Genomic DNA, 19419 nt, shown 5'->3' on the forward strand with positions numbered 1-19419 from the left:
TGTGGCCTTGCGCCGCTGCGGCCAGAAGTGGCGCGTATGCCATACTGCGGTAAGATTACGCCATGAAAAAACATCTCGTAGTAGCGCTGGCTTACGATCAGCTGTGTACTTTCGAATTCGGCTGCACGGTCGAACTGTTCGCGCTGGAACGCCCGGAGTTGGGTGTGCACTGGTACGACTTTGCCGTTTGCGCGGTGGAGGAAGGGCCGATCCGGGCGGCGGGCGGCATCACGGTGCAGGCGCCGTACACACCGGAATTGCTGGCGCTGGCCGATACCATCATCATCCCCGGCTGGCGCGATGCGGACGAACTGCCGCCGCCGCAATTGCTGGAGTGGATACGCGCCGCCCACGCGCGCGGCGCGCGCCTGTGCTCGATCTGCTCGGGTGTGTTCGTGCTGGCGGCGGCCGGTGTGCTGGATGGACAGCGCGCCACCACCCACTGGCACTATGCGGAGCGTTTGGCGCGGCGTTATCCGCAGATTGACGTCCAGTCTGATGATTTGTATGTGGATAACGGCCAAGTTATCACCGCTGCCGGTTCGGCTGCCGGGCTGGATATGCTGCTGCACCTGGTACGGCGCGATTACGGCGCCAAGGTCGGCAATATGGTGGCGCAGCGGCTGGTGGTGGCGCCGCATCGCGAGGGCGGGCAGGCGCAATTCCTGCCGCGTCCGATGGCGCAGGGCGAGCAGGGCAGGTTGTCCAAGCTGATGGACTGGCTGCGCAGCCATCCCGAGCGGCCGCACACGGTGGCCTCCATGGCCGAGCGTGCAGCCATGAGCCCGCGCACTTTGCAGCGCCAGTTCCAGCAGGCCACCGGTTTCGGGCCGATCGAGTGGCTGATCCGCGAGCGCGTGGCCATCGTCAAGGAGATGCTGGAACAGCCCGATGTGCCGCTGACGCAGATTGCCGAGCGCGCCGGTTTCGGCTCCGAGGAATCGCTGCGCCACCATTTCCGCCGTCTTGCCGCGACGACACCGGGCGCTTACCGCAAACGCTTCGTGCTAACCTGATCGTCTCACCATCAAGGAGACGGCTATGCCTTACGTAGACGGTTTTGTGATTCCTGTGCCTCGGGAAAATCTTGAGGCCTACAAGAAAATGGCGCGCGAATGCGGCGCGATGTGGAAGGAATATGGCGCGCTGGAGTTCCGCGAGAATGTGGCCGACGATGCGCCGCCCGGCAAGCTCACCTCCTTCCCGCAAAGTGTGATCCTTGAGGAAGGCGAGGTGGTGCTGTTCTCGTGGATCATCTACGAATCGCGCGCCCGCCGTGATGAGATCAACGACAAGGTGATGCACGATCCGCGCGTGGCCCACTACATGAATCCCGCCAATATGCCGTTCGACGCCAAGCGCATGATCTACGGCGGCTTCGAGATGATTATCGACCTGTGATAGTGGCGCGTACTGCGCCGCGCAGGGCGTTGCAGATGACGATATCGTCGGCGGCGTCCAGCATGGCGCGGGTGATGATCGCTACGCTGGCGTTCCACTCGGGATCGTCCAGCAGCACGCTGCGCATCACGCCGGGCAGGGCGCCGCTGCTGAGCGGTGGTGTGAGCCACTGGCCGTTCACGCGCACGAACACGCTGCTGCGGCCACCTTCCGTCAGTTCTCCGCGTTCGTTGAAGAACAGGGTATCGAATGCGCCTTGTGCTTCGGCGTCGTGCCAGGCGGCGTCGTAGCGGGCGCGCATGCTGGTTTTGTGGCGCAGGAACAGGTCGCCGCTGTTGGTGGTGTCATCGGCCAGCAGCACGCGGACCGGTTCATTCAAAGGCGCGAGTGGCGCATGCTGCACCGCGAACGCTCCCGCTGGATTGATCGCCAGCCGCACGCGGTAGGCGGTGTGTTCCGGCTCCAGCATGGCGCTGGCCGCGTCCAGGTAGGCGCTGGCGGCTTTCTCGTCCCACGGGAAGCCGAAGTAGGCGGCCGATGCGGCCAGCCGTTTCAGGTGACGCTCGCGGTGGCGGATGCCGTCCGCTGGCGTGGCGTACATCGTTTCAAAAATATCGAAATCGTTTTGCAGGCCGGTGAGGAAGCGCGCTTTGAGTTTGCACTCGGCGTATTCTTCCAGCGCGTCGCTATCGAAGACGATGCCGGCGCCGACGCCCATTTCGCCTTTACGTACGCCGTCTTCGCCTTGCGGTTGCAGGGTCAACGTGCGGATCGGGACGGACAGGCAGAAGTCCCCCACCTTGCCATCGTCGCGTGGATCGAACCAGCCGATGGCGCCGGTGTAGATGCCGCGCGGGTCTGGTTCCAGTTCGCGGATGATTTCCATGGTGCGGCGTTTCGGTGCGCCGGTGATGGAGCCGCATGGGTAGAGCGCATCGAAGATATCGGCCAGCGTGGCGTCTTCGCGCAGCTGTGCGGTGATGGTGGAGGTCATTTGCAGTACGCTGGCGTAGCGGTGCACCTCGAACAGTGCCGGTACTTCTATGCTGCCGGTGGTGGCTACGCGCGCGATGTCGTTGCGCAGCAGGTCGACGATCATCAGGTTTTCAGCGCGGTTCTTTGGATCGGCGGCGAGGTTGGTAGCGCGCAGGATGTTTTCTGCTTGCTGCTGCGGTGGCGCTGCGGGCGCGGTGCCTTTCATCGGGCGCGCGGTCAGCACGCCGCCTTCATGGCGCACGAATAGTTCTGGCGACAGTGACAGCACGGCGGTGCCGTCGTCCAGCGCAATCAAAGCACCGTAGGGCACCGGCTGGCGGCCGCGCAAGCGCGCGTACAAGGCGTGGATGCTGCCGAAGGCGTCGAAGCGCAGGCGGTAAGTGTAGTTGACCTGGTAGGTGTCGCCAGCCGCGATGTAGTCGTGGATGCGCGCCAGTGCGCCGCTGAAGGCTTGCTGGTCGATGTTGGCGCGGATGTTGGCGATGCCGGCCGGCTGGTCGATCGGGAAGGAGCGTGCCGCCAGCCAGTCGCCGACTTGCTGCGCGTCGAGTTGGGCGCAGTCTTTGAACAGCAGGATGCGTGCGAGCGGCGTAGCCGTAGCCGCCGCGCGTGGCGGCGCGCCGGCCGTGTCGAGCGACAGCAGTTGCTCGCCCAGCTCATAGGTGCATACGGTGACGGCATACTCGCCGCGCGTGAGCGCCGCCTGCATTTGCTCCAGCACCTGCGGCCATTGCGCGATGCCGTCGCAGCGCAGCGTGGCGGTGTGGCCGGTGTAGAGGCGCGAACGGCTGCCGGTGAGTGAGGCTTCCGGGCTGGCGTCGTCCAGCAGGGCGAATACTTCAGTGTCCATTTACGATAACAACAGGGTGATATGCAGCGCCGCATCTTGCGACGGATTGTTTTTAAAGCCGCTCTTGGCGTAGCGGTGCCAGCGTCCGATCACAAAACTGGTCAGCATCGCCGCGCGTGCTGCGGTATCGGCTTCGTGTGCATTGCCTTCGCTGGCGGCGAGGCGCAGCGCCTGTTTCAGCGCCAGTTCCACGCGGTCGTAGAACTGGTTCATGCGCAGTTGCAGGCGTTCGTCTTCATTGACCAGCGCATCGCCGATCAGCACCCGCGTCATGCCCGGATTCTGTGACGCGAAATTGAGCAGCATGGCGACGATGTCGCGCGCCTGCGCCAGGCCGTCGGTCTGGCGATCGGCGATCTGGTTAATCAGACCGAACACGCTGGACTCGATAAACTCGATCAGCCCTTCAAACATCTGCGCCTTGCTGGCGAAATGCCGGTACAGCGCGGCCTCAGAAAACGCCAGCTTGCGCGCCAGCGCAGCGGTGGTGATCTTGTCGCCCTTGGGCTGTTCCAGCATTTCCGCCAGCGCCTGCAGGATTTGCAAACGGCGCTGGCCTGGCGGTGTGCTTGCCATATGATCTCGCGAGTTAGAAATATATAAGTCGTTAGCGCAGACGGTGCATACGCGCCGGCAGGTTCCTGACAGATTTTACTTTGACATCGACATAAGCGGGGCGAATTAACCTTTTTTGAGGATGCGCCAGACCGGCCGTGTCGCCGATGGTCAGGTACTGCGTGACCCACGCGGTACGCATGCCGATCTGGCGCGCGCTGCGCAGGTTGGCCAGCGTGTCTTCCACCAGGATGCAGCGGCGTGGGGTCAGCTGATGGCGGCGCATTAAGCGATGCAGCATCAGCTTGGATGGCTTGGGCCGCATGTGGCGATGCACCGTCATCGCCTCCACCGCCACATGGTGCTGGAACTGGCGCTGCAAGCCCAGATGCTTCAGCACTTGTGTCGAATAGCGGTGCGGCGCATTGGTCAGCAGGATTTTGCGGCCGGGCAGGCGGCGCAGCGTTTGGCGCAGTCCGCGTTCGGCGCGGATCATGGCCTCCAGATTATCGAAGCGGTGGGTTTCATCCAGAAAGTGCTCGGCCTTGACGCCGTGGTGCTTGACCACGCCCAGCGTGGTGGCGCCGTAGCGCTGCCAGTACATGGTGCGGGTGGCGTTCACCACTTCATCGCTGGCGGGCGTGACGCCGTCGCCCAGCAGGCGTGCGAGGTAGCGGTTCATGCCCGCCATGATCGACGGGAAGATGGCGTGCGAAGCGTTATGCAGGGTGTTATCGAGATCAAACAGCCATACGGGCGAGGAGCGAGTAATATTCACGTCATACCTACGATCAAAGGAAACCATGCAGCGCCAGATTATAGTGATGTTCTGTAGTTTGTTCTTTTTTGTGCTGGGCCCATCGTGGGCAGCCGACACGGCGCCGGCGCAAAATCGCGGCGCGCTGTTCAAGGTGCAGCAGGGAACTCACACACTTTACCTGTTCGGCACCATTCACGTTGGATCGAAGGATTTTTATCCACTGGAGCCGCGCCTATCCCGTTTGCTGAAACAAGCGCCGGTGCTGGCGCTGGAGATCGATCCACTGGGCGATCCGCAAAAGCTGGCGCGCGCGGTGCAGCAGCATGGCCTTACCAACAAAGGCGTGGCGGGCATGACGCCGGCATGGCGCCAGCGTCTTGACCGTTTGCTCAGGCAGTACAACATTGAACCGGAATCGGTGGCCACCATGAAGCCTTGGCTGCTTGCCAGCCTGCTGACGGTGAGCGAATTTGCGGCGCAAGGCTACGAGGCTTCGCTGGCGGTGGATGCGCATTTGTCGAAACAGGCGCATGCCGCCGGACAGAAAATCGTCGAGCTGGAATCGGCCGATAGCCAGATGGCGTTGTTCGACAAGATGACGCCCGCCGAGCAAATGATGTTCCTGCAGGAGGCCATCACCGGCATCGAGGACAAGGAGCAGGCCAACCAAGCGCGCGAGATCGCTGATGCGTGGCGCAATGCCGATGTGGCGGCGCTGGACGCGCTGGCGCTGAAGGCGGAGCAGGACGATACCTTCTCGGGCCGTTTCGTGCAGCAGGTGCTGCTGGAAGGCCGCAATCCGGCGCTGGCGGACAGCATGGTCAAACTGATGGCGCGCGAAAACAACAGCGTGGCCGCAATCGGCGTGCTGCATTTGGTCGGCAAGACGAGCGTGCCGGAACTGCTGCGCAAACGCGGGCTGATGGTCGAACGAATTTACTAAGGGGAGTTACTGCGGGAGGGTACTACAGGAAGAATGGTGCCCTTTACGTGGATTGAACACGTGGCCTCTCCCTTACCAAGGGAGTGCTCTACCACTGAGCTAAAAGGGCATTGCCTGAAATGTGGCGGTTTCACCGAAGTCCGGCGAGACCGCCTTTTTTTCAGTGAGACCGGATCATAGTGCCAAAAGCTTGTTCGGTCAAGACTTCCAGCAACAAAGAATGCTCGATACGGCCATCAATGATGTGAACGGTGTTCACGCCCGACTTGGCAGCGTCCAGGGCTGATGAAATTTTAGGCAGCATACCGCCCGAAATGGTGCCATCGGCGAACATCTCGTCGATCTCGCGTGCCGACAGGTCGGTGACCAGGTTGCCTTGCTTGTCTTGCACGCCGGCGATGTTGGTCATCATGATCAGCTTTTCAGCTTTCAGGATTTCGGCGATCTTGCCGGCCACCACGTCAGCGTTGATGTTGTAGGCCTGGCCGTCTTGGCCGAAGCCGATCGGCGAGATGATCGGGATGAAGGCGTCGTCCTGCAGGGCTTTCACCACCGCTGGGTTGATCGCTTCGATTTCGCCGACGAAGCCGATGTCCAGGGTCTGGCCTGGATTTTCCTTGTCCGGCATGGCCATCTTGCGAGCGCGGATCAGGCCGCCGTCCTTGCCGGTCAGGCCGACTGCCTGGCCGCCGTAGTGGTTAATCAACATCACGATGTCTTGCTGGACTTCGCCGCCCAGCACCCATTCCACCACTTCCATCGTTTCTTCGTCGGTGATACGCATGCCCTGCACGAAAGTGCCTTGCTTGCCGATTTTTTTCAGGGCGTTGTCGATCTGCGGACCGCCGCCGTGCACTACCACTGGATTCATGCCCACCAGCTTGAGCAAAATGACATCGCGCGCGAAGCCGTGCTTCAGGCGGTCTTCGGTCATGGCGTTGCCGCCGTATTTGATGACGATGGTTTTGCCGTGGTAATTGCGGATGTAAGGGAGGGCCTCAGCCAGAATCTGCGCCTTGATCTGCGGGGAGACCGCGGTCAAATCGTCATTCATGCCTAAGTTCAGGTTGGTCAGTTGGGTCATGGCGAGTCCGGTAAGAAGAATTTTGGGCGCAATTTTACAGCCAGTTGCGCGTCAAGTACGCATTATAGGGCCATCTGGTGGTAATTTCTTGGGCGCTGCGGTACGCTGGGAGGTGATGATTGCCTTGGAAATAACATGAGTACCTGTTCGCGCTGCGGCGCGCATTTCTCCTGCGCCATGACGGACGCCGACCCAGCGGCGCCGGCGCAGCCCTGCTGGTGCACCTATTTGCCGCCTGCGGTTGCCGTCCCGTCCGTCCCCGGCGCCAGCTGCTGGTGCCCGGACTGCCTGAAGCAGCACATCATTGAGCAAACTCAAACGCCGCCGAAACCGGCGCTGGACAATGGCGCATAACCCTCACTGGGAGCGCGCAAATGAACCCGACTTCGCTTGACAATCAAAGTGGCGCGGCAGACGATACCCACATCGTCCGCATCGTGCGGCTGGAGACCCAAATGGATAACGTCACCAGCGCTCTAATTTCTTTGCAGCGTACACAAGAGTCCTTGCAACGTACACAAGAGTCCTTGCAACGTACGCAGGAACAAAACCATCTGGCCATGCTGGCGCAGCTGGATGCCTTGCGCACGCACATCGACAAGCAGATCGCTGGCGTAAATGAGAAGATCGATTACGTTCAACGCTACACCATCGAGCGGATGGACAGCCTTGATGCCCGTATCACCACCCGGATAGACCGTGTGTACTACTGGATGGTTGGATTCACAGTGACTAACTTTGCCGCACTGCTCGGCATTGTGGTGCGCTGGGCCACAAACTAATTAACTCACCGTGCGGAAAAAGCGCAGCATTTCGCGGCTGGCGTCCGGGCCTTTGGCGTCGGTGTAGCTGCCGGAGGCGCTGCCGCCTGACCAGGCGTGGCCGGCGCCGTGCACCACCCAGTGTTCTCCCAGCGGCGTGCCGTCCGGCTTGAGATGCGTGGTTTGCGTGTAGCTATGGCCATCCGGCACCGCGCCCGACTGCACCGACGGCCGCGCGCCGCGATGATGGCGCAGCCGCTGCGCCATCACCTGCTCGCCATTCACCGGATGCACCGTGGTATCGCTGTCGCCATGAAACACGATGATCGGCTGTGCAGGATTGCCCGCCTTGGCCGCGCTATGCACGCCGCGCTTCATCGCCGTCAGCGCTGACGGCAAGTCCTGCGCCGATGCAAACGGCAAGCCCGAATGTACGCCCACCGCCGCAAACAATTCCGGATACAGGGTGCCGACAATCACCGCCATCGCGCCGCCCGCCGACAAGCCAGCTACGTATACCTGCCGCTCGTTGACCGGATACTCTTCGATAATCTGCTGCGCGATCCCGGCAAGGATGGACGGCTCACCTTGCCCGCGTTGCTGGTCGATGGCGCTGAACCAGTTCCAACACTTGGAGTGATTGGCCTGCGCATTCTGTTCCGGATAGACCACGAAGCAGCCCATTTCCTCGGCCAGCTGGTTCATCTGTGTGCCGGCCGCGAAGTCGTCGGGATTCTGCGTGCAGCCGTGCAGCATCACCAGCAGTGGCATGGCCTGGCCGTGATAGTTGGCCGGAATGTACAGCTTGTAATTCCGCGTGCCGGCATGGTTGGTGTAGCTGCCGCTAATAAATTGTGCTCCTTCCGTGATGGGCTGTGCCGGCGTCGGGTGCAGCAGCGAACCGAAATCGATGGCGCGGTCCAGATTCGCCTGAAAATCCAGACTGATGCCCATGCGGTTGAGGATGTCTTGCGCGTATTCGGCCGGATGGGTGGCCGGATTCGGTGTTTGCAGCGGGGCGGGCGCCGGTTCCGGCGCATGTGGCGCGGCACTGGGCGGCGGCGAATTAATATCGCGCATGGCCGGCCGTTCGGCCTTACGTTGCAAAGGGATGCCCTTGTTGATTAACTGTTGCGCCGCTTCGCGCATTTGGGTGAGAAAATTGAGTTTCATGGCACTCCTTAATGGATGCGTGGCGCCAGTGCCGTCTTGAGAACAGCGCTGGCGTGCAGCGAGCCGAGTACAAAAATTGATTCGATAGTCGCCAGCGCCAGTTCGACTGAAACGTCGCTGGCTATGCTGGCCAGGCCCAGTACCTGGATCTGCAGCCGCTCGCCGGCCGCCTGGATCGCTTCCAGGTCGGCGCGGGAGTAATGCTGCATGCCCAGTACCAGGCTCTTGCGCGCCACGGTCTGCCTGACCACCTCGGCGTGCTGGTTCAGCTGGTTGCGGATCGCCGTTCGGATCAGGTCGGTGCGGTTGGAATAAAATCCTTCCTGCACCAACAGGTCAATCTGCCCCAGGTCGACGGGGCCGAGATTGATGGTGATTTTTTCCGAGTCGGCGGTCTTCAGCTTTATTTCTTGCTTGGCCATTGAGTCTCCATCTAATCGCCATCTATATGGATGGTAGTCTACGCCGCCGCTTCCCCAAGTCAAGCGGCTTCACGGCATAATGGCGCCATGAGTGAAGTAACCAACATAATCCCGTCCCCCGTCCCCTCGCCGTGCGTGAGCCTGTGCAAAATGGATAGCGACCGCCGCTATTGCATGGGGTGTTTGCGCACCATTCCCGAGATCGTCGCGTGGGGCAAAGCCGACGATGATTTTAAACGCGCCGTCTGGGCAGAATTGCCGCAGCGGCGCCTCACTGTCCATTTCGACGAGGAAGAATGAACGCACTGCCGGATTCGATACAGGTTTTTGAGCGTGGTTGGCTCTCGTCCAACAACATCATGCTGCTGGGCCGCCACGATACGGCCATTATCGATACCGGCTACCTGAGCCACGCGCCGCAAACGCTGGAACTGGTGCGCCACGCGCTGCATGGCCGCCATCTCGACCAGATCATCAACACCCACCTGCATTCCGACCACTGCGGCGGCAACGCCATCCTGCAGGCACACTATGGCTGCAAGACCTCGATTCCCGTGGCGGAAGCGGAAAAAGTGCGCCACTGGGATGTGGAAGCGCTGAGTTTCAAGGCCACCGGCCAGCGCTGCGACCGCTTCACCTTCGACGCCACCATCGCTCCCGGCGATGTGCTGCAACTGGCCGACATGGAATGGCAAGCCCTGGCCGCGCCTGGCCACGATCCGCATTCGTTGATCTTCTATTGTCCGCAAGAAAAAGTGCTGGCCTCGGCCGACGCGCTGTGGGAAAACGGCTTTGGCGTGATCTTCCCTGAACTGGATGGAAAATCCGGCTTCGCCGAGGAGCGCGCCACGCTGGACCTGATCGCCGGGCTGGACGTCAAAGTGGTCATCCCCGGCCATGGCGCACCGTTCACCGATGTGGCCGGCGCTGTGGCGCGCGCGCGCTCGCGGCTGGAGTACCTGGCCGCCGATCCGGTGCGCAATGCGCAGAATGCCTTGAAAGTGCTGCTCAAGTTCCTGCTGCTGGAGCGTCAGCGCATTCCGCTGGCTGATGTGCCGGTGCTGCTGACCTCGATGCCGGTGTTCGCCGCCGCCAATACCAACTTTCTCAAGCAGACACCGGAGGACTTAGGCAAGTGGGCAGTGGCCCAGCTGGTACGTGGTGTTGCGGCGCGTGTTGAGGGTGAGTACTTACTTAATGAATAAAGTAGAGTAAGCTCCCTAGTTTCTGCACGGTCGTACTATTTTCGATCTATAATCGTTTGGACCGATTAACTCACCCCAGCGAGCCCGCCATGACCCTGCCTGCAGTGTTGCAAAATCTCTCCCTCCCAGTCATCGCTTCCCCGATGTTCATTGCCAGCGGTCCGGCGCTGGTGGCAGCACAATGCAAGGCCGGCATCGTCGGCTCCTTCCCGGCACTGAACGCCCGTCCAGCCGAACTGCTGGATGTGTGGCTGACCGACCTGCAAAAAGAACTGGCTGAATTCCAGGCCGCCAATCCAGACAAGCGCGTTGGCCCAATCGCCGTCAACCAGATCGTGCACCAGTCGAACGACCGCCTGGCGCATGACGTGGAAGTGTGCGTAAAGCACCAGATCCCGATCATCATCTCCTCGCTGCGCGCGCCGCCGAAAGAAATGCTGGACGCGATCCACAGCTACGGCGGCATTGTGATGCACGATATCGTGTCGATCCGTCACGCCGAAAAAGCCCTGGAAGCGGGCGTAGACGGCCTGATCCTGGTGGCCAGCGGCGCTGGCGGCCATGCCGGCACCTTGTCGCCGTTCGCTCTGGTGGGTGAAGTGCGCAAGTTCTTCAAGGGCCCGATCGCCTTGTCCGGTTCGATTGCGACCGGCGATGCGATCCTGGCGGCACAGGCCATGGGCGCGGACTTCGCGTACATCGGCTCGCGCTGGCTGGCGACCAAGGAGTCCAACGTCAGCGACGGCTACCGTGAAGCCATCGTCGAATCGACCGCAGCCGACATTATCTACTCCAACCTGTTCACCGGCGTGCACGGCAACTACCTGAAAAAATCCATCGTCGCCGCCGGCCTCGATCCGGACGCGCTGCCGACTGCCGACAAGACCGCCATGAACTTCGGTTCCAGCAGCGCCAAAGCCTGGCGCGACATCTGGGGCGCAGGCCAAGGCGTGGGCCTGATGGACGACATCCCATCGGCCGGCGAAATGGTCGAACGCCTGAAACGCGAATACGACGCCGCCCGCGCCCGCCTGGCCCTCTAACCAGGTGGTTGTATTTCAGATAAGATGTAGGATCTGAAAACAACCTGGCCGGATCATGAAAAAATTCATTGCGCTGATGCTGGCGCTGGCATGTGCAGTAAGCAGTGCGCAGGGACTGGTGCCGGTCAACGCCGAGGCTGACGCGTTGATTCAGCAAGGGCATCATTTCCAGGCGCAGGGCAAGTACAAGGAAGCGTTTGAGAAGTTCTCGGCAGCGTCGCAGGCGGATCCGGCTTCATCCCTGCCGGTGTCGAGCATTGCCGGCATGTTGTTGCGCATGTCGCAGCAGGCGCAGGGCGACGATGCCGCCAAGTTGCGGCAGCAATCGGAAGGTCTGGCGCGGCAGGCGCTGCAAAAGCATGCCGGCGATGTTGTGGCGATGGAAGTGCTGCGCGAGCTGAGCGACGACAAACCACTGCCGCTGCATGAGCCCACGCCCGAAGCGGCGGCCGCGCTACACGAGGGTGAGCTGCTGTTCACCCAGCGCAAGCTGGACGAAGCGCTGGCGCATTACGAGCGCGCCGCCGCACTCGATCCAAAATATTCAGTGGCGTGGATTTACGCCGGCGACTGTTTCTACTTCCAGAAAAAATACGCCGAGGCCGAGCAGCGCTTCCGCAAGGGTGTCGAGGCCGAGCCGCTCAATTCGCAGGGCTGGCGCTTCCTGGCCGACGCGCTGGTCTCGCAGGACAAGCCCGGCCCGGCCGAAGGTGCGCTGATGAACGGCATCGCCGCGCAGCCAAGCCAGATGCCGAACTGGGTCAAGCTTAATCAGCTGCGCACCAACAGCGGCTTTCCATTGACGCCGCTGAATCTGGTGCGCAAGGCCAAAGGCGAGCTGGATCCGGTCACACGCCAGTTGAACATCACCATGGATCCATCCCTGAATTCGCCGGACGGGAGCAAGCAGCCGGATGGCGCGATATGGCTGCTGCTGGCGACACAGCAAGCGCTGGCGGATAAAAAGGCCGCGCCGTTCGCGCAGGAGTTAGCCGCATGGCGCACAGCGATGAAAGCGGTTGATGAGGTATCGGCCAAAAGCGGCGGTGCCTTGCAGGATCCGGCGTTGAAGACCCTGCACATGCTGGCCAAGGCCGATCAGCTGGAGCCAGCCTTGCTGCTGTTGCAATACAAGGAATCGTGGCGCGCCGAGTTTGAGGCGTGGAAGAAAGCGCATCCGGAAGGCGTCCGCACATTCATCGACGCCTACCAGTTGCGGCCTTGATTACGACGCGTCGGGATTGTTGATCGCCCACAGGCCCGGCAGATTGCGCCAGTAGCCGTAAGCGTCCATGCCGAAACCAACCACGAAGCGGTTCGGGATGGTGATGCCGACGATGTCCGCCGTCACCGGCTTCACTTTACCAATCGCCTTGTCGGCAAACACGGCCAGGATCACTTCCTTGGCACCCATGTCCAGCAGGCGCTGTTTGACGTGGGCCAGCGTTTCGCCTTCGTCCAGGATGTCGTCCAGCACGATCACGGTGCGGCCAGCAACGTTCGAGCGCGGCACCACTTTCCATACCACTTCGCCGCCCTTGTCCTCATCGCCATAGCGGCTGACATGGATGTAGTCGAATTCCAGCGGGAAGGTCAGCTGCGGCAGCAGGTTGCCGGTGAAGACCACGGCGCCGCCCATCACGCCCAATACCAGCGGGAACTCTTCGGCCTCCGGCTGGTTGTAGCGGGCGTTCAGCGTGTCGGCCATCGCGGCAACGGCATTGTCGACGTCCTGTTTGGTGAACAGTTCTTCTGCGCTCTCAAGCAGGGCGCGGGCACGGTTGTGGTGGAAGTCTTGCATGATCTTTTTATTAAAAACGGATGTGAAGTCCGTTATTATCCTCCAATTATTGGTAGTCGCGCACATCGGCGATGACTTTGCCGTCGTTGGGCAGGCTGCCTACCGCAACAAACTGCACCTCGCCGCGTAGCTTGGTGAGCTTGCGGATCGATTCGACGATGTCCGCGCCGCCGTTGTTTGCAATGGCGCTGGCCGGATCGGCGACTTCACAGTGCAGCGTCATCGCCTCCTGCGCAATCTGGCCCGATACCACAAGGCGCGCTTTTACGATCTGTGGATGGCGGCGCACGATGTCATGCACCTGCGACGGATGGACGAACATACCGCGTACCTTGGTGGTCTGGTCGGCGCGACCCAGCCAGCCCTTGATGCGGGTGTTGGTGCGGCCACAGGACGACGACGGCGCGTCGGTCAGGATGGCCGACAGGTCGCCGGTGGCAAAGCGGATCAGCGGATAGTCCGGGTTGAACACGGTGAGCACCACTTCGCCCACTTCGCCCGCAGGTACCGGCTCGCCGCTGCCGGGACGGACGATTTCGAGAATCACGTCTTCATCCAGCACCATGCCGGCGTCGCGCGCGTTTCCACTCCACGTTTCGTAAGCGATGCTGCCGACATCGGCCGAGGCATACACCTGCAGCACATGCGGCACGCCATGCTCGGCAAACCAGGTACGCAGCGATTCCGGCAGCGCTTCGGCGCTCACCAGCGCGCGCTTGACGCTGCCGATATCAACGCCCATTTCCTGCGCCTTCTCGATGATGATCTTCAGGAAGGACGGCGTGCCGACGTAGGTATCGGGCCGCAGCGTGTGGATGGCTTGCACCTGCATTTCGGTCTGGCCGCTACCGGCCGGGATCACGGCGCAGCCCAACCTTGATGCGCCGCCTTCGACCATGAAGGCAGCCGGTGTGAAGTGATAAGAGAAGCAGTTTTGCAGCAGCCCACCGGCGCGCGCGCCTGACGCATACAGCGGCCGCGCGAAACGCCACCAGTCGGCGCCGCGTCCTTCCGGATCGAAGATCGGGCCGGGCGACATGTAGACGCGCGCCAGCTGGCCCACCGGTGTGGTATTCAAGCCGCCGAACGGCGTTTGCTGCTCCTGCAGTCCGTGCAGGTCGGATTTGCGTGTCACCGGCAGCGTGGCCAGCGCGGCGCGGCTGCTGATGTCGGCGGCGTTGACGTCCTTGAGGATGCGCGACCATCCCGCCGCAGCTTTTGCGCGCGCCACCAGCTGCGGCAGGCGTGCCATCAGTTCGCGTTCGCGCTGCTCCGGCAGGCGTGCTTCCAGGCTGTCGAAAGTATCGGCCATGTTCATGTTCCTTGTATTTCGCGTTGCAGCTTTTTGGTCAGTTTGGCGAACACCAGTTCATAGGAGCGTTTTAACAGCTGGGCCACTTCCACATCGCCGATCGAGAACACCAGGTTGGATTCCCACTTGATGTCTTCGGTCGCGCCGGGCAGCTTGCGACAGTAGGCCTTGGCCTTGGTGAGGTTCATGCGGTTCCTTATGCCAGCCAGCGCTTGCGGCGGCGGTAAAATTTCATGTCGCGGAAGCTCTTGCGGCCCGCGCCGGAGACGCCGAGGTAGAACTCTTTCACGTCTTCGTTGCAGGACAAATCAGCCGCCGCGCCTTCCATCACCACGCGGCCGTTTTCGAGGATGTAGCCGAAGTCCGCGTAGCGCAGCGCGATGCTGGTGTTTTGCTCGGCCAACAGGAAGGACACGTTCTCCTTGCTGTTCAAGTCCTTGACGATACCGAAGATCTCTTCAACGATTTGCGGGGCGATGCCCATGGACGGCTCGTCCAGCAAAATCATGGAAGGCTTGGCCATCAGCGCGCGGCCGATGGCGCACATCTGCTGCTCGCCGCCGGAGGTGTACCCTGCCTGGCTGCTGCGGCGTTCTTTTAGGCGCGGGAAGTAGTGGTAGACCTTTTCCAACGACTGCTTGATCTCCGCACGCGAATCGCTGCGGGTGTAGGCGCCTGTCAGCAGGTTTTCTTCGATGGTCAGGTGGCCGAAGCAGTGGCGGCCTTCCATCACTTGCGACAGGCCGCGCTTGACCAGTTCATTCGGCGTGAGATGGTCGATGCGTTCGCCCTTGAACTGTACTTCGCCTTTGGTGACATCACCGCGTTCGCCGCGCAGCAGGGTGGAGATGGTTTTCAGCGTGGTCGATTTTCCCGCGCCGTTGGCGCCCAGCAGGGCGACGATCTTCCCCTGCGGGACTTGCAGCGACACGCCTTTCAGCACAAGGATAACGTGGTCGTAGATAACTTCCACGTTATTCACAGACAGGTATGGAGCAGTCGTCATTTCAGGCATGCCGGCGTGATTTTTTTCTCGGCCGCGTAGGCTGCGGAGCTTTCTTCCAGCAGTTTGCGGGTTAAGGCTTTGTCGCCGACGATCCAGTTAGGCGTGATGGCATTCCACTTCTTGCCGTCCCACTGCTGAACTTTCACTGCACCCGAGCCTTCATGATCGTCACAACTGGTCTTCACCCTGGGCAGCATGCCGAATGCGCCGACGGCTTTCAGGCGTGCCTCGTCCACATTGAGATTTTCCAGGCCCCAGCGCAGCTGCTCGCCGGTGACGCGCTTGCCTTTGCCGAATTTCTCCTGCGCGGCGCGAATCGCCTCCACCCACAGGATGGCCGCGCTCACGCCGCGCATGTGATACACGCTGCCGATGCGCGATGCGTCAGCTAGATTGCCTTTGCCATCGGCGTAGAGTTTTTTGCGGATCTCGTCCATCACCGGGTAGTTGCCTGGCGTGTTGAAGGTCATCGCGCTATAGCCTTTGGCTGCATCGCCGGTAGGTACAGTATCTTCTTCCGAACCGGCCCACCACACGCCAAGGATTTTCTCGCGTGGGAAGCCATTGCGCTGGGCGGTTTTGATGGCGACCGCATTCATCGAGCCCCAGCCCCACAGGATCACATGGTCGGGACGCGCCTGGCGAATTTGCAGCCACTGCGATTGCTGCTCGCTGCCTGGCGGCGTGACGGGGATTTTGATCAGTTCAAAGCCATACTGCTTGCTCAACGCCTCCAGCACCGGCAAGGGTTCCTTGCCGAACGCCGAGTCGTGATACAGGTGCACGATCTTCTTGCCCTTCAGCTTATCCATGCCACCATCTTTGTCGCCGAGGTATTTGATCATGGCCGCAGCTTGATTCCAGTAGCTGGTAATCAGCGGGAAAACATAGGGGAAAACTTTGCCGTTGGCGGCGTCGGAGCGGCCGTAGCCGATCATCGTCATCGGAATTTTATCGACGGCGAGTCGATCCAGAATACCGTAAGCGACGCCTGTGGATAAAGGTTCGACCAGCGTTGCGCCGCCGTTTTTGGTCTTTAAACGCTCGTAGCATTCCACGCCGCGCGATGGGTTGTATTCAGTCTCGCACTCTTCCCAAGAAATCTTCACGCCATTCACGCCGCCCGACAAATTCACCAGATTGAAGTAGTCGATGATGCCGCCATAAAATCCAGAACCGCCCGCCGCATAAGGGCCTACGCGATACGAGGGCAGGGCGATGTACTGTTCCATAGGCTGCGCGATGGCAGCGCTGCTGGCGGCAAGCGTGATTCCGGCGACGATAGCTGCAAAGCGTTTCATAGTGTGTCTCCTCTGATTTTTTAATGGGGGAACGGCCACAGACGCAACTTCTCTTTACCAATTTGCCACAGGCGCGCAAGGCCGTGAGGCTCGACGATCAGGAAAAAAATAATCAGCGCGCCGAACACCATTAGCTCCAGGTTGGAGGCGACGCTGGTCGGCAACGTAAGGCTATGTGCAAGGACATTCAACAGCACCGGCAGCAGTACGATAAACGCCGCACCGAGGAAAGAACCCAGCACTGAGCCCACGCCACCAATGATGATCATGAACAGGATGCGGAACGACAGGTCAAGGTTGTACGCTTCCGGCTCCACCGTGCCGAGGTAGGCATATGCATATAGCGCGCCGGCCACGCCGCAATAGAAGGAGCTGACGGCGAACGCCAGCAGCTTGGTGCGCATCAGGCGGAAGCCGATCACTTCTGCCGCTACGTCCATGTCGCGCACGGCCATCCACGAACGGCCGACGTTGGAGCGGATCATATTCTTGGCCAGCAGCGCCATCACGACCACTACGGCCAGCACCAGAAGGTATTTGCGGTTCGGCGTATCGAAGGCGTAGCCGAGGATGACGATGGGCTGCGCGGTAATCACACCGGAGCTGCTGTAGTTAGTCAGGTAGGGAATCTTGGTCAGGCACCACACCACGAAGAACTGCGTGGCCAGCGTGGCGGCGGCGAGATAAAAACCCCGTATGCGCAGCGATGGCAGGCCAAACGCGATGCCGACCAGCGCCGCACTCAAGCCGCCCAGCACAAACGCCGCCAGCACCGGCAAGCCGGGAATGCGCAGGATGAAGTTGTACGAGGCGAACGCGCCCACCGCCATGAAGGCTGCGGTACCGAGCGATAGCTGGCCTGCGTAGCCGGTCAAAATATTGAGACCCAAAGCGGCCAGCGAGAAAATCAGGAATGGAATCAGGATCGCGGACAGCGCGTACGGCGACGCCACCAGCGGCACCACCACAATGGCAACGGCCAGCAGCACCAGCAGCGCAAGGCGGTCCTGCAAAATAGGGAAGATCTGGCCATCGGCCTGGTAGCTGGTTTTGAATTGTCCTGCTTCGCGGTAGAACATGCCTCAGATCCTCCGGATGATTTTTTCGCCGAACAGGCCTTCCGGCCGCACCAGCAGGAACAGCAAGGCCAGCACGTAAGGGAACCAGCCCTCGATACCGCCGCCGACCAGCGGGCCGATATACACCTCGGCCAATTTTTCGGAAGCGCCGATAATCAGGCCGCCCACAATCGCGCCCGGCATGGAAGTGAAGCCGCCGAGGATCAGCACCGGCAGCGCCTTCAACGCGATGAAGGTCAGCGCGAACTGCACGCCATTACGCGCGCCCCACAGCATGCCGGCCACCAGTGCCACCAAGCCAGCCACCGCCCATAGCACGGCCCAGATGCGCTGCAAGGGAATGCCGACCGCCAGTGCGGCTTGATGGTCGTCTGCCACGGCGCGCAAGGCGCGGCCTACTTTGGTTTTCGAGAACAGCAAGGCTAGCGACGTAACCAGCAAACCGCACACCAGCGCTGCCATGATGTCGAATTGCGAGACCAGGATGTTGTAGTTGTCCATCAGGTACTGCGATGGCACGTCTTCAATCGGCAGTTCCAGCTTGCGCACCTGCGCGCCGAACACCAGCTGCGCCAGCCCTTCAATGAAAAACGCCAATCCGATGGTTGCCATGAACAGCGTGATCTCCGGTTGATTGACCAAGGGCCGCAGCACCACGCGCTCAATCGCCAGGCCGAGCAAAATCATCACCGCCACCGTGATCGGTAATGCGATCCACAGCGACACACCCAGCTTGTCCATCACGCCAACGCAGGTCAGCGCAGCGAAATACACCATCGCGCCTTGCGCAAAATTGAATACGCCGGAGGCTTTGTAGATCAGCACAAACCCAATTGCCACCAGCGCGTACATCACCCCGGACAGCAGGCCACCGATCAGCACTTCGAAGAAAAAGTTGAGATTCATGCGCAGCCTACTCCCAGGTATGCGTTGATAACGTCCTGATTGCAGCGCACTTCGTCCGGCGTGCCATCGCCGATTTTTTTGCCGTAGTCGAGCACCACCACGCGGTCCGAGATATCCATCACCACACCCATGTCATGTTCGATCAGCACGATGGTGGTGCCGAATTGATCGTTCACGTCGAGGATGAAGCGGCACATGTCCTGCTTTTCTTCGACATTCATGCCCGCCATCGGCTCGTCCAGCAGCAGGATTTCCGGCTCGGCGGCCAGCGCACGGCCCAGCTCCACGCGCTTTTGCAGGCCGTAGGGCAGGCGGCCCACCGGCGTTTTGCGGATGGCTTGAATTTCTAAAAAATCGATGATCTCCTCCGCCTTGATGCGATGGGCGATTTCCTCGCGCCGCGCCGGTCCCCAGTACAGGGCCTGCATCAGGAAATTGGATTTCATCTTGAGGTTACGGCCGGTCATGATGTTGTCCAATACCGTCATGCCCTTGAACAGCGCGATGTTCTGGAAGGTGCGGGCGATGCCCGATTTGGCAGCGGCATGGCAATCCATATTCTTGCGCACTTCGCCTTGGTAGACGATCTGCCCTTGCTGTGGGCGATACACGCCGTTGATCACGTTCAGCATGGAGCTTTTGCCGGCGCCGTTCGGGCCGATGATGGCGCGGATTTCGTGTTGGCGCACGTCGAAGGAAATATCGGTCAGCGCCTTCACGCCGCCGAAGGACAGTGAGATATTTTTCAGGTCGAGAATCACTGGCCCGGTTTTGCGTCCCGCCGCGCCAAAGTGGGCTTCTGGCTCGTTCATTTGCATGTG

The 19419-nt window shown here is 60.9% G+C and carries 23 protein-coding genes and 1 tRNA gene; 9 read left to right on the forward strand and 15 right to left on the reverse strand.

Annotation, left to right across the window (positions count from 1 at the left end; genetic code table 11):
- Positions 1-62 precede the first annotated feature (62 nt).
- Entirely contained in the window at positions 63-1016 is a 954-nt protein-coding gene (ftrA, locus tag GTP46_RS09805; protein ID WP_161006440.1) for a transcriptional regulator FtrA, read from the forward strand.
- A gap of 25 nt (positions 1017-1041) precedes the next feature.
- Positions 1042-1401 (forward strand): DUF1428 domain-containing protein, encoded by a 360-nt coding sequence (locus GTP46_RS09810; RefSeq protein WP_161006441.1) that lies wholly within the window; start codon positions 1042-1044, stop codon positions 1399-1401.
- On the opposite strand, the gene pabB is transcribed toward GTP46_RS09810, so the two are convergent.
- The 3 genes from pabB to GTP46_RS09825 are packed head-to-tail and all read right to left on the reverse strand — an operon-like array spanning position 1388 to position 4580.
- Positions 1388-3247 (reverse strand): aminodeoxychorismate synthase component I, encoded by a 1860-nt coding sequence (gene pabB / locus GTP46_RS09815; RefSeq protein WP_161006442.1) that lies wholly within the window; start codon positions 3245-3247, stop codon positions 1388-1390. The two genes, GTP46_RS09810 and pabB, sit on opposite strands and share 14 nt — an antisense overlap.
- Complete coding sequence (gene slmA / locus GTP46_RS09820; RefSeq protein ID WP_161006443.1) at positions 3248-3823, reverse strand: nucleoid occlusion factor SlmA; 576 nt, start codon at positions 3821-3823, stop codon at positions 3248-3250.
- 31 nt (positions 3824-3854) lie between these two features.
- Positions 3855-4580, reverse strand: coding sequence for an HAD-IA family hydrolase (locus tag GTP46_RS09825; protein ID WP_371869613.1), 726 nt, complete (start codon positions 4578-4580; stop codon positions 3855-3857).
- Positions 4581-4605: 25 nt separating this feature from the next.
- Here GTP46_RS09825 and GTP46_RS09830 point away from each other — a divergent pair, with 25 nt between their 5' ends.
- Entirely contained in the window at positions 4606-5505 is a 900-nt protein-coding gene (locus GTP46_RS09830; RefSeq protein ID WP_229258876.1) for a TraB/GumN family protein, read from the forward strand.
- Positions 5506-5539: 34 nt separating this feature from the next.
- On the opposite strand, the gene GTP46_RS09835 is transcribed toward GTP46_RS09830, so the two are convergent.
- Both GTP46_RS09835 and argB read right to left on the reverse strand, forming a co-directional pair.
- Positions 5540-5614 (reverse strand) — tRNA-Thr (locus tag GTP46_RS09835).
- Positions 5615-5665: 51 nt separating this feature from the next.
- Complete coding sequence (gene argB, locus GTP46_RS09840; protein ID WP_092281155.1) at positions 5666-6559, reverse strand: acetylglutamate kinase; 894 nt, start codon at positions 6557-6559, stop codon at positions 5666-5668.
- 165 nt (positions 6560-6724) lie between these two features.
- Here argB and GTP46_RS09845 point away from each other — a divergent pair, with 165 nt between their 5' ends.
- Positions 6725-6943 (forward strand): cysteine-rich CWC family protein, encoded by a 219-nt coding sequence (locus GTP46_RS09845; RefSeq protein ID WP_161006445.1) that lies wholly within the window; start codon positions 6725-6727, stop codon positions 6941-6943.
- Between the two features lie 20 nt (positions 6944-6963).
- Positions 6964-7371 (forward strand): hypothetical protein, encoded by a 408-nt coding sequence (locus tag GTP46_RS09850; protein WP_161006446.1) that lies wholly within the window; start codon positions 6964-6966, stop codon positions 7369-7371.
- On the opposite strand, the gene GTP46_RS09855 is transcribed toward GTP46_RS09850, so the two are convergent.
- Positions 7372-8499 (reverse strand): extracellular catalytic domain type 1 short-chain-length polyhydroxyalkanoate depolymerase, encoded by a 1128-nt coding sequence (locus tag GTP46_RS09855; protein WP_161006594.1) that lies wholly within the window; start codon positions 8497-8499, stop codon positions 7372-7374.
- A gap of 32 nt (positions 8500-8531) precedes the next feature.
- Positions 8532-8945, reverse strand: coding sequence for a ribbon-helix-helix domain-containing protein (locus tag GTP46_RS09860; protein WP_161006447.1), 414 nt, complete (start codon positions 8943-8945; stop codon positions 8532-8534).
- A gap of 87 nt (positions 8946-9032) precedes the next feature.
- On the opposite strand from GTP46_RS09860, the gene GTP46_RS09865 reads away from it, so the two are divergent.
- The 4 genes from GTP46_RS09865 to GTP46_RS09880 all read left to right on the forward strand — a co-directional run bounded on the left by GTP46_RS09865 (position 9033) and on the right by GTP46_RS09880 (position 12418).
- Positions 9033-9245: a DUF1289 domain-containing protein gene (locus tag GTP46_RS09865; RefSeq protein WP_161006448.1), complete on the forward strand. Its 213-nt coding sequence runs from the start codon at positions 9033-9035 to the stop codon at positions 9243-9245.
- A complete protein-coding gene (locus GTP46_RS09870; RefSeq protein WP_161006449.1) occupies positions 9242-10150 on the forward strand; it encodes an MBL fold metallo-hydrolase in 909 nt (302 codons plus the stop codon). The genes GTP46_RS09865 and GTP46_RS09870 overlap by 4 nt, the downstream gene beginning before the upstream one ends.
- Before the next feature lie 89 nt (positions 10151-10239).
- The gene (locus GTP46_RS09875; protein ID WP_161006450.1) at positions 10240-11193 is read left to right on the forward strand and encodes an NAD(P)H-dependent flavin oxidoreductase; all 954 of its coding nucleotides are present in this window, start codon (positions 10240-10242) and stop codon (positions 11191-11193) included.
- Between the two features lie 55 nt (positions 11194-11248).
- A complete protein-coding gene (locus GTP46_RS09880) occupies positions 11249-12418 on the forward strand; it encodes a tetratricopeptide repeat protein (protein ID WP_161006451.1) in 1170 nt (389 codons plus the stop codon).
- Here the strand turns inward: GTP46_RS09880 and GTP46_RS09885 are convergent, their stop codons facing one another.
- The 8 genes from GTP46_RS09885 to GTP46_RS09920 are packed head-to-tail and all read right to left on the reverse strand — an operon-like array spanning position 12419 to position 19416.
- On the reverse strand, positions 12419-12994 hold the full coding sequence (locus GTP46_RS09885) for a hypoxanthine-guanine phosphoribosyltransferase (RefSeq protein WP_161006452.1): 576 nt from the start codon (positions 12992-12994) through the stop codon (positions 12419-12421).
- A 46-nt stretch (positions 12995-13040) separates the two neighbouring features.
- On the reverse strand, positions 13041-14306 hold the full coding sequence (locus GTP46_RS09890) for a phenylacetate--CoA ligase family protein (RefSeq protein ID WP_161006453.1): 1266 nt from the start codon (positions 14304-14306) through the stop codon (positions 13041-13043).
- Positions 14307-14308: 2 nt separating this feature from the next.
- Positions 14309-14494, reverse strand: coding sequence for an MmcQ/YjbR family DNA-binding protein (locus tag GTP46_RS09895; protein ID WP_161006454.1), 186 nt, complete (start codon positions 14492-14494; stop codon positions 14309-14311).
- Positions 14495-14502: 8 nt separating this feature from the next.
- Positions 14503-15312 carry an ABC transporter ATP-binding protein gene (locus GTP46_RS09900; protein WP_161006455.1) on the reverse strand — a complete coding sequence of 270 codons (810 nt, stop codon included), beginning with the start codon at positions 15310-15312 and terminating at the stop codon, positions 14503-14505.
- Positions 15309-16613, reverse strand: coding sequence for an ABC transporter substrate-binding protein (locus GTP46_RS09905; RefSeq protein ID WP_161006456.1), 1305 nt, complete (start codon positions 16611-16613; stop codon positions 15309-15311). The genes GTP46_RS09900 and GTP46_RS09905 overlap by 4 nt, the downstream gene beginning before the upstream one ends.
- Positions 16614-16633: 20 nt before the next feature.
- Positions 16634-17692, reverse strand: a complete 1059-nt coding sequence (locus GTP46_RS09910; RefSeq protein WP_161006457.1) for a branched-chain amino acid ABC transporter permease — start codon at positions 17690-17692, stop codon at positions 16634-16636.
- Between the two features lie 3 nt (positions 17693-17695).
- Positions 17696-18598 carry a branched-chain amino acid ABC transporter permease gene (locus GTP46_RS09915; RefSeq protein WP_161006458.1) on the reverse strand — a complete coding sequence of 301 codons (903 nt, stop codon included), beginning with the start codon at positions 18596-18598 and terminating at the stop codon, positions 17696-17698.
- Positions 18595-19416, reverse strand: coding sequence for an ABC transporter ATP-binding protein (locus GTP46_RS09920; protein WP_229258878.1), 822 nt, complete (start codon positions 19414-19416; stop codon positions 18595-18597). Before GTP46_RS09920 ends, GTP46_RS09915 begins: the two co-directional genes overlap by 4 nt.
- Between the last annotated feature and the right edge of the window lie 3 nt (positions 19417-19419).

This window comes from Duganella flavida (genome assembly GCF_009857445.1).
In the GTDB taxonomy this organism is placed as follows: Bacteria; Pseudomonadota; Gammaproteobacteria; order Burkholderiales; family Burkholderiaceae_D; genus Rugamonas; species Rugamonas flavida.

Bases quoted from the DNA above. Each gene is read 5' to 3' on its own strand.
- GTP46_RS09865 (WP_161006448.1), top strand. From the start codon at position 9,033: ATGAGTGAAGTAACCAACATAATCCCGTCCCCCGTCCCCTCGCCGTGC.
- ftrA (WP_161006440.1), top strand. From the start codon at position 63: ATGAAAAAACATCTCGTAGTAGCGCTGGCTTACGATCAGCTGTGTACT.
- GTP46_RS09890 (WP_161006453.1), bottom strand. From the start codon at position 14,306: ATGGCCGATACTTTCGACAGCCTGGAAGCACGCCTGCCGGAGCAGCGC.
- GTP46_RS09810 (WP_161006441.1), top strand. From the start codon at position 1,042: ATGCCTTACGTAGACGGTTTTGTGATTCCTGTGCCTCGGGAAAATCTT.
- GTP46_RS09875 (WP_161006450.1), top strand. From the start codon at position 10,240: ATGACCCTGCCTGCAGTGTTGCAAAATCTCTCCCTCCCAGTCATCGCT.
- GTP46_RS09900 (WP_161006455.1), bottom strand. From the start codon at position 15,312: ATGACGACTGCTCCATACCTGTCTGTGAATAACGTGGAAGTTATCTAC.
- GTP46_RS09860 (WP_161006447.1), bottom strand. From the start codon at position 8,945: ATGGCCAAGCAAGAAATAAAGCTGAAGACCGCCGACTCGGAAAAAATC.
- GTP46_RS09850 (WP_161006446.1), top strand. From the start codon at position 6,964: ATGAACCCGACTTCGCTTGACAATCAAAGTGGCGCGGCAGACGATACC.
- GTP46_RS09830 (WP_229258876.1), top strand. From the start codon at position 4,606: ATGCAGCGCCAGATTATAGTGATGTTCTGTAGTTTGTTCTTTTTTGTG.
- slmA (WP_161006443.1), bottom strand. From the start codon at position 3,823: ATGGCAAGCACACCGCCAGGCCAGCGCCGTTTGCAAATCCTGCAGGCG.
- argB (WP_092281155.1), bottom strand. From the start codon at position 6,559: ATGAATGACGATTTGACCGCGGTCTCCCCGCAGATCAAGGCGCAGATT.
- GTP46_RS09880 (WP_161006451.1), top strand. From the start codon at position 11,249: ATGAAAAAATTCATTGCGCTGATGCTGGCGCTGGCATGTGCAGTAAGC.
- GTP46_RS09920 (WP_229258878.1), bottom strand. From the start codon at position 19,416: ATGCAAATGAACGAGCCAGAAGCCCACTTTGGCGCGGCGGGACGCAAA.
- GTP46_RS09845 (WP_161006445.1), top strand. From the start codon at position 6,725: ATGAGTACCTGTTCGCGCTGCGGCGCGCATTTCTCCTGCGCCATGACG.
- GTP46_RS09855 (WP_161006594.1), bottom strand. From the start codon at position 8,499: ATGCGCGAAGCGGCGCAACAGTTAATCAACAAGGGCATCCCTTTGCAA.
- GTP46_RS09910 (WP_161006457.1), bottom strand. From the start codon at position 17,692: ATGTTCTACCGCGAAGCAGGACAATTCAAAACCAGCTACCAGGCCGAT.
- GTP46_RS09870 (WP_161006449.1), top strand. From the start codon at position 9,242: ATGAACGCACTGCCGGATTCGATACAGGTTTTTGAGCGTGGTTGGCTC.
- GTP46_RS09885 (WP_161006452.1), bottom strand. From the start codon at position 12,994: ATGCAAGACTTCCACCACAACCGTGCCCGCGCCCTGCTTGAGAGCGCA.
- pabB (WP_161006442.1), bottom strand. From the start codon at position 3,247: ATGGACACTGAAGTATTCGCCCTGCTGGACGACGCCAGCCCGGAAGCC.
- GTP46_RS09905 (WP_161006456.1), bottom strand. From the start codon at position 16,613: ATGAAACGCTTTGCAGCTATCGTCGCCGGAATCACGCTTGCCGCCAGC.
- GTP46_RS09915 (WP_161006458.1), bottom strand. From the start codon at position 18,598: ATGAATCTCAACTTTTTCTTCGAAGTGCTGATCGGTGGCCTGCTGTCC.
- GTP46_RS09895 (WP_161006454.1), bottom strand. From the start codon at position 14,494: ATGAACCTCACCAAGGCCAAGGCCTACTGTCGCAAGCTGCCCGGCGCG.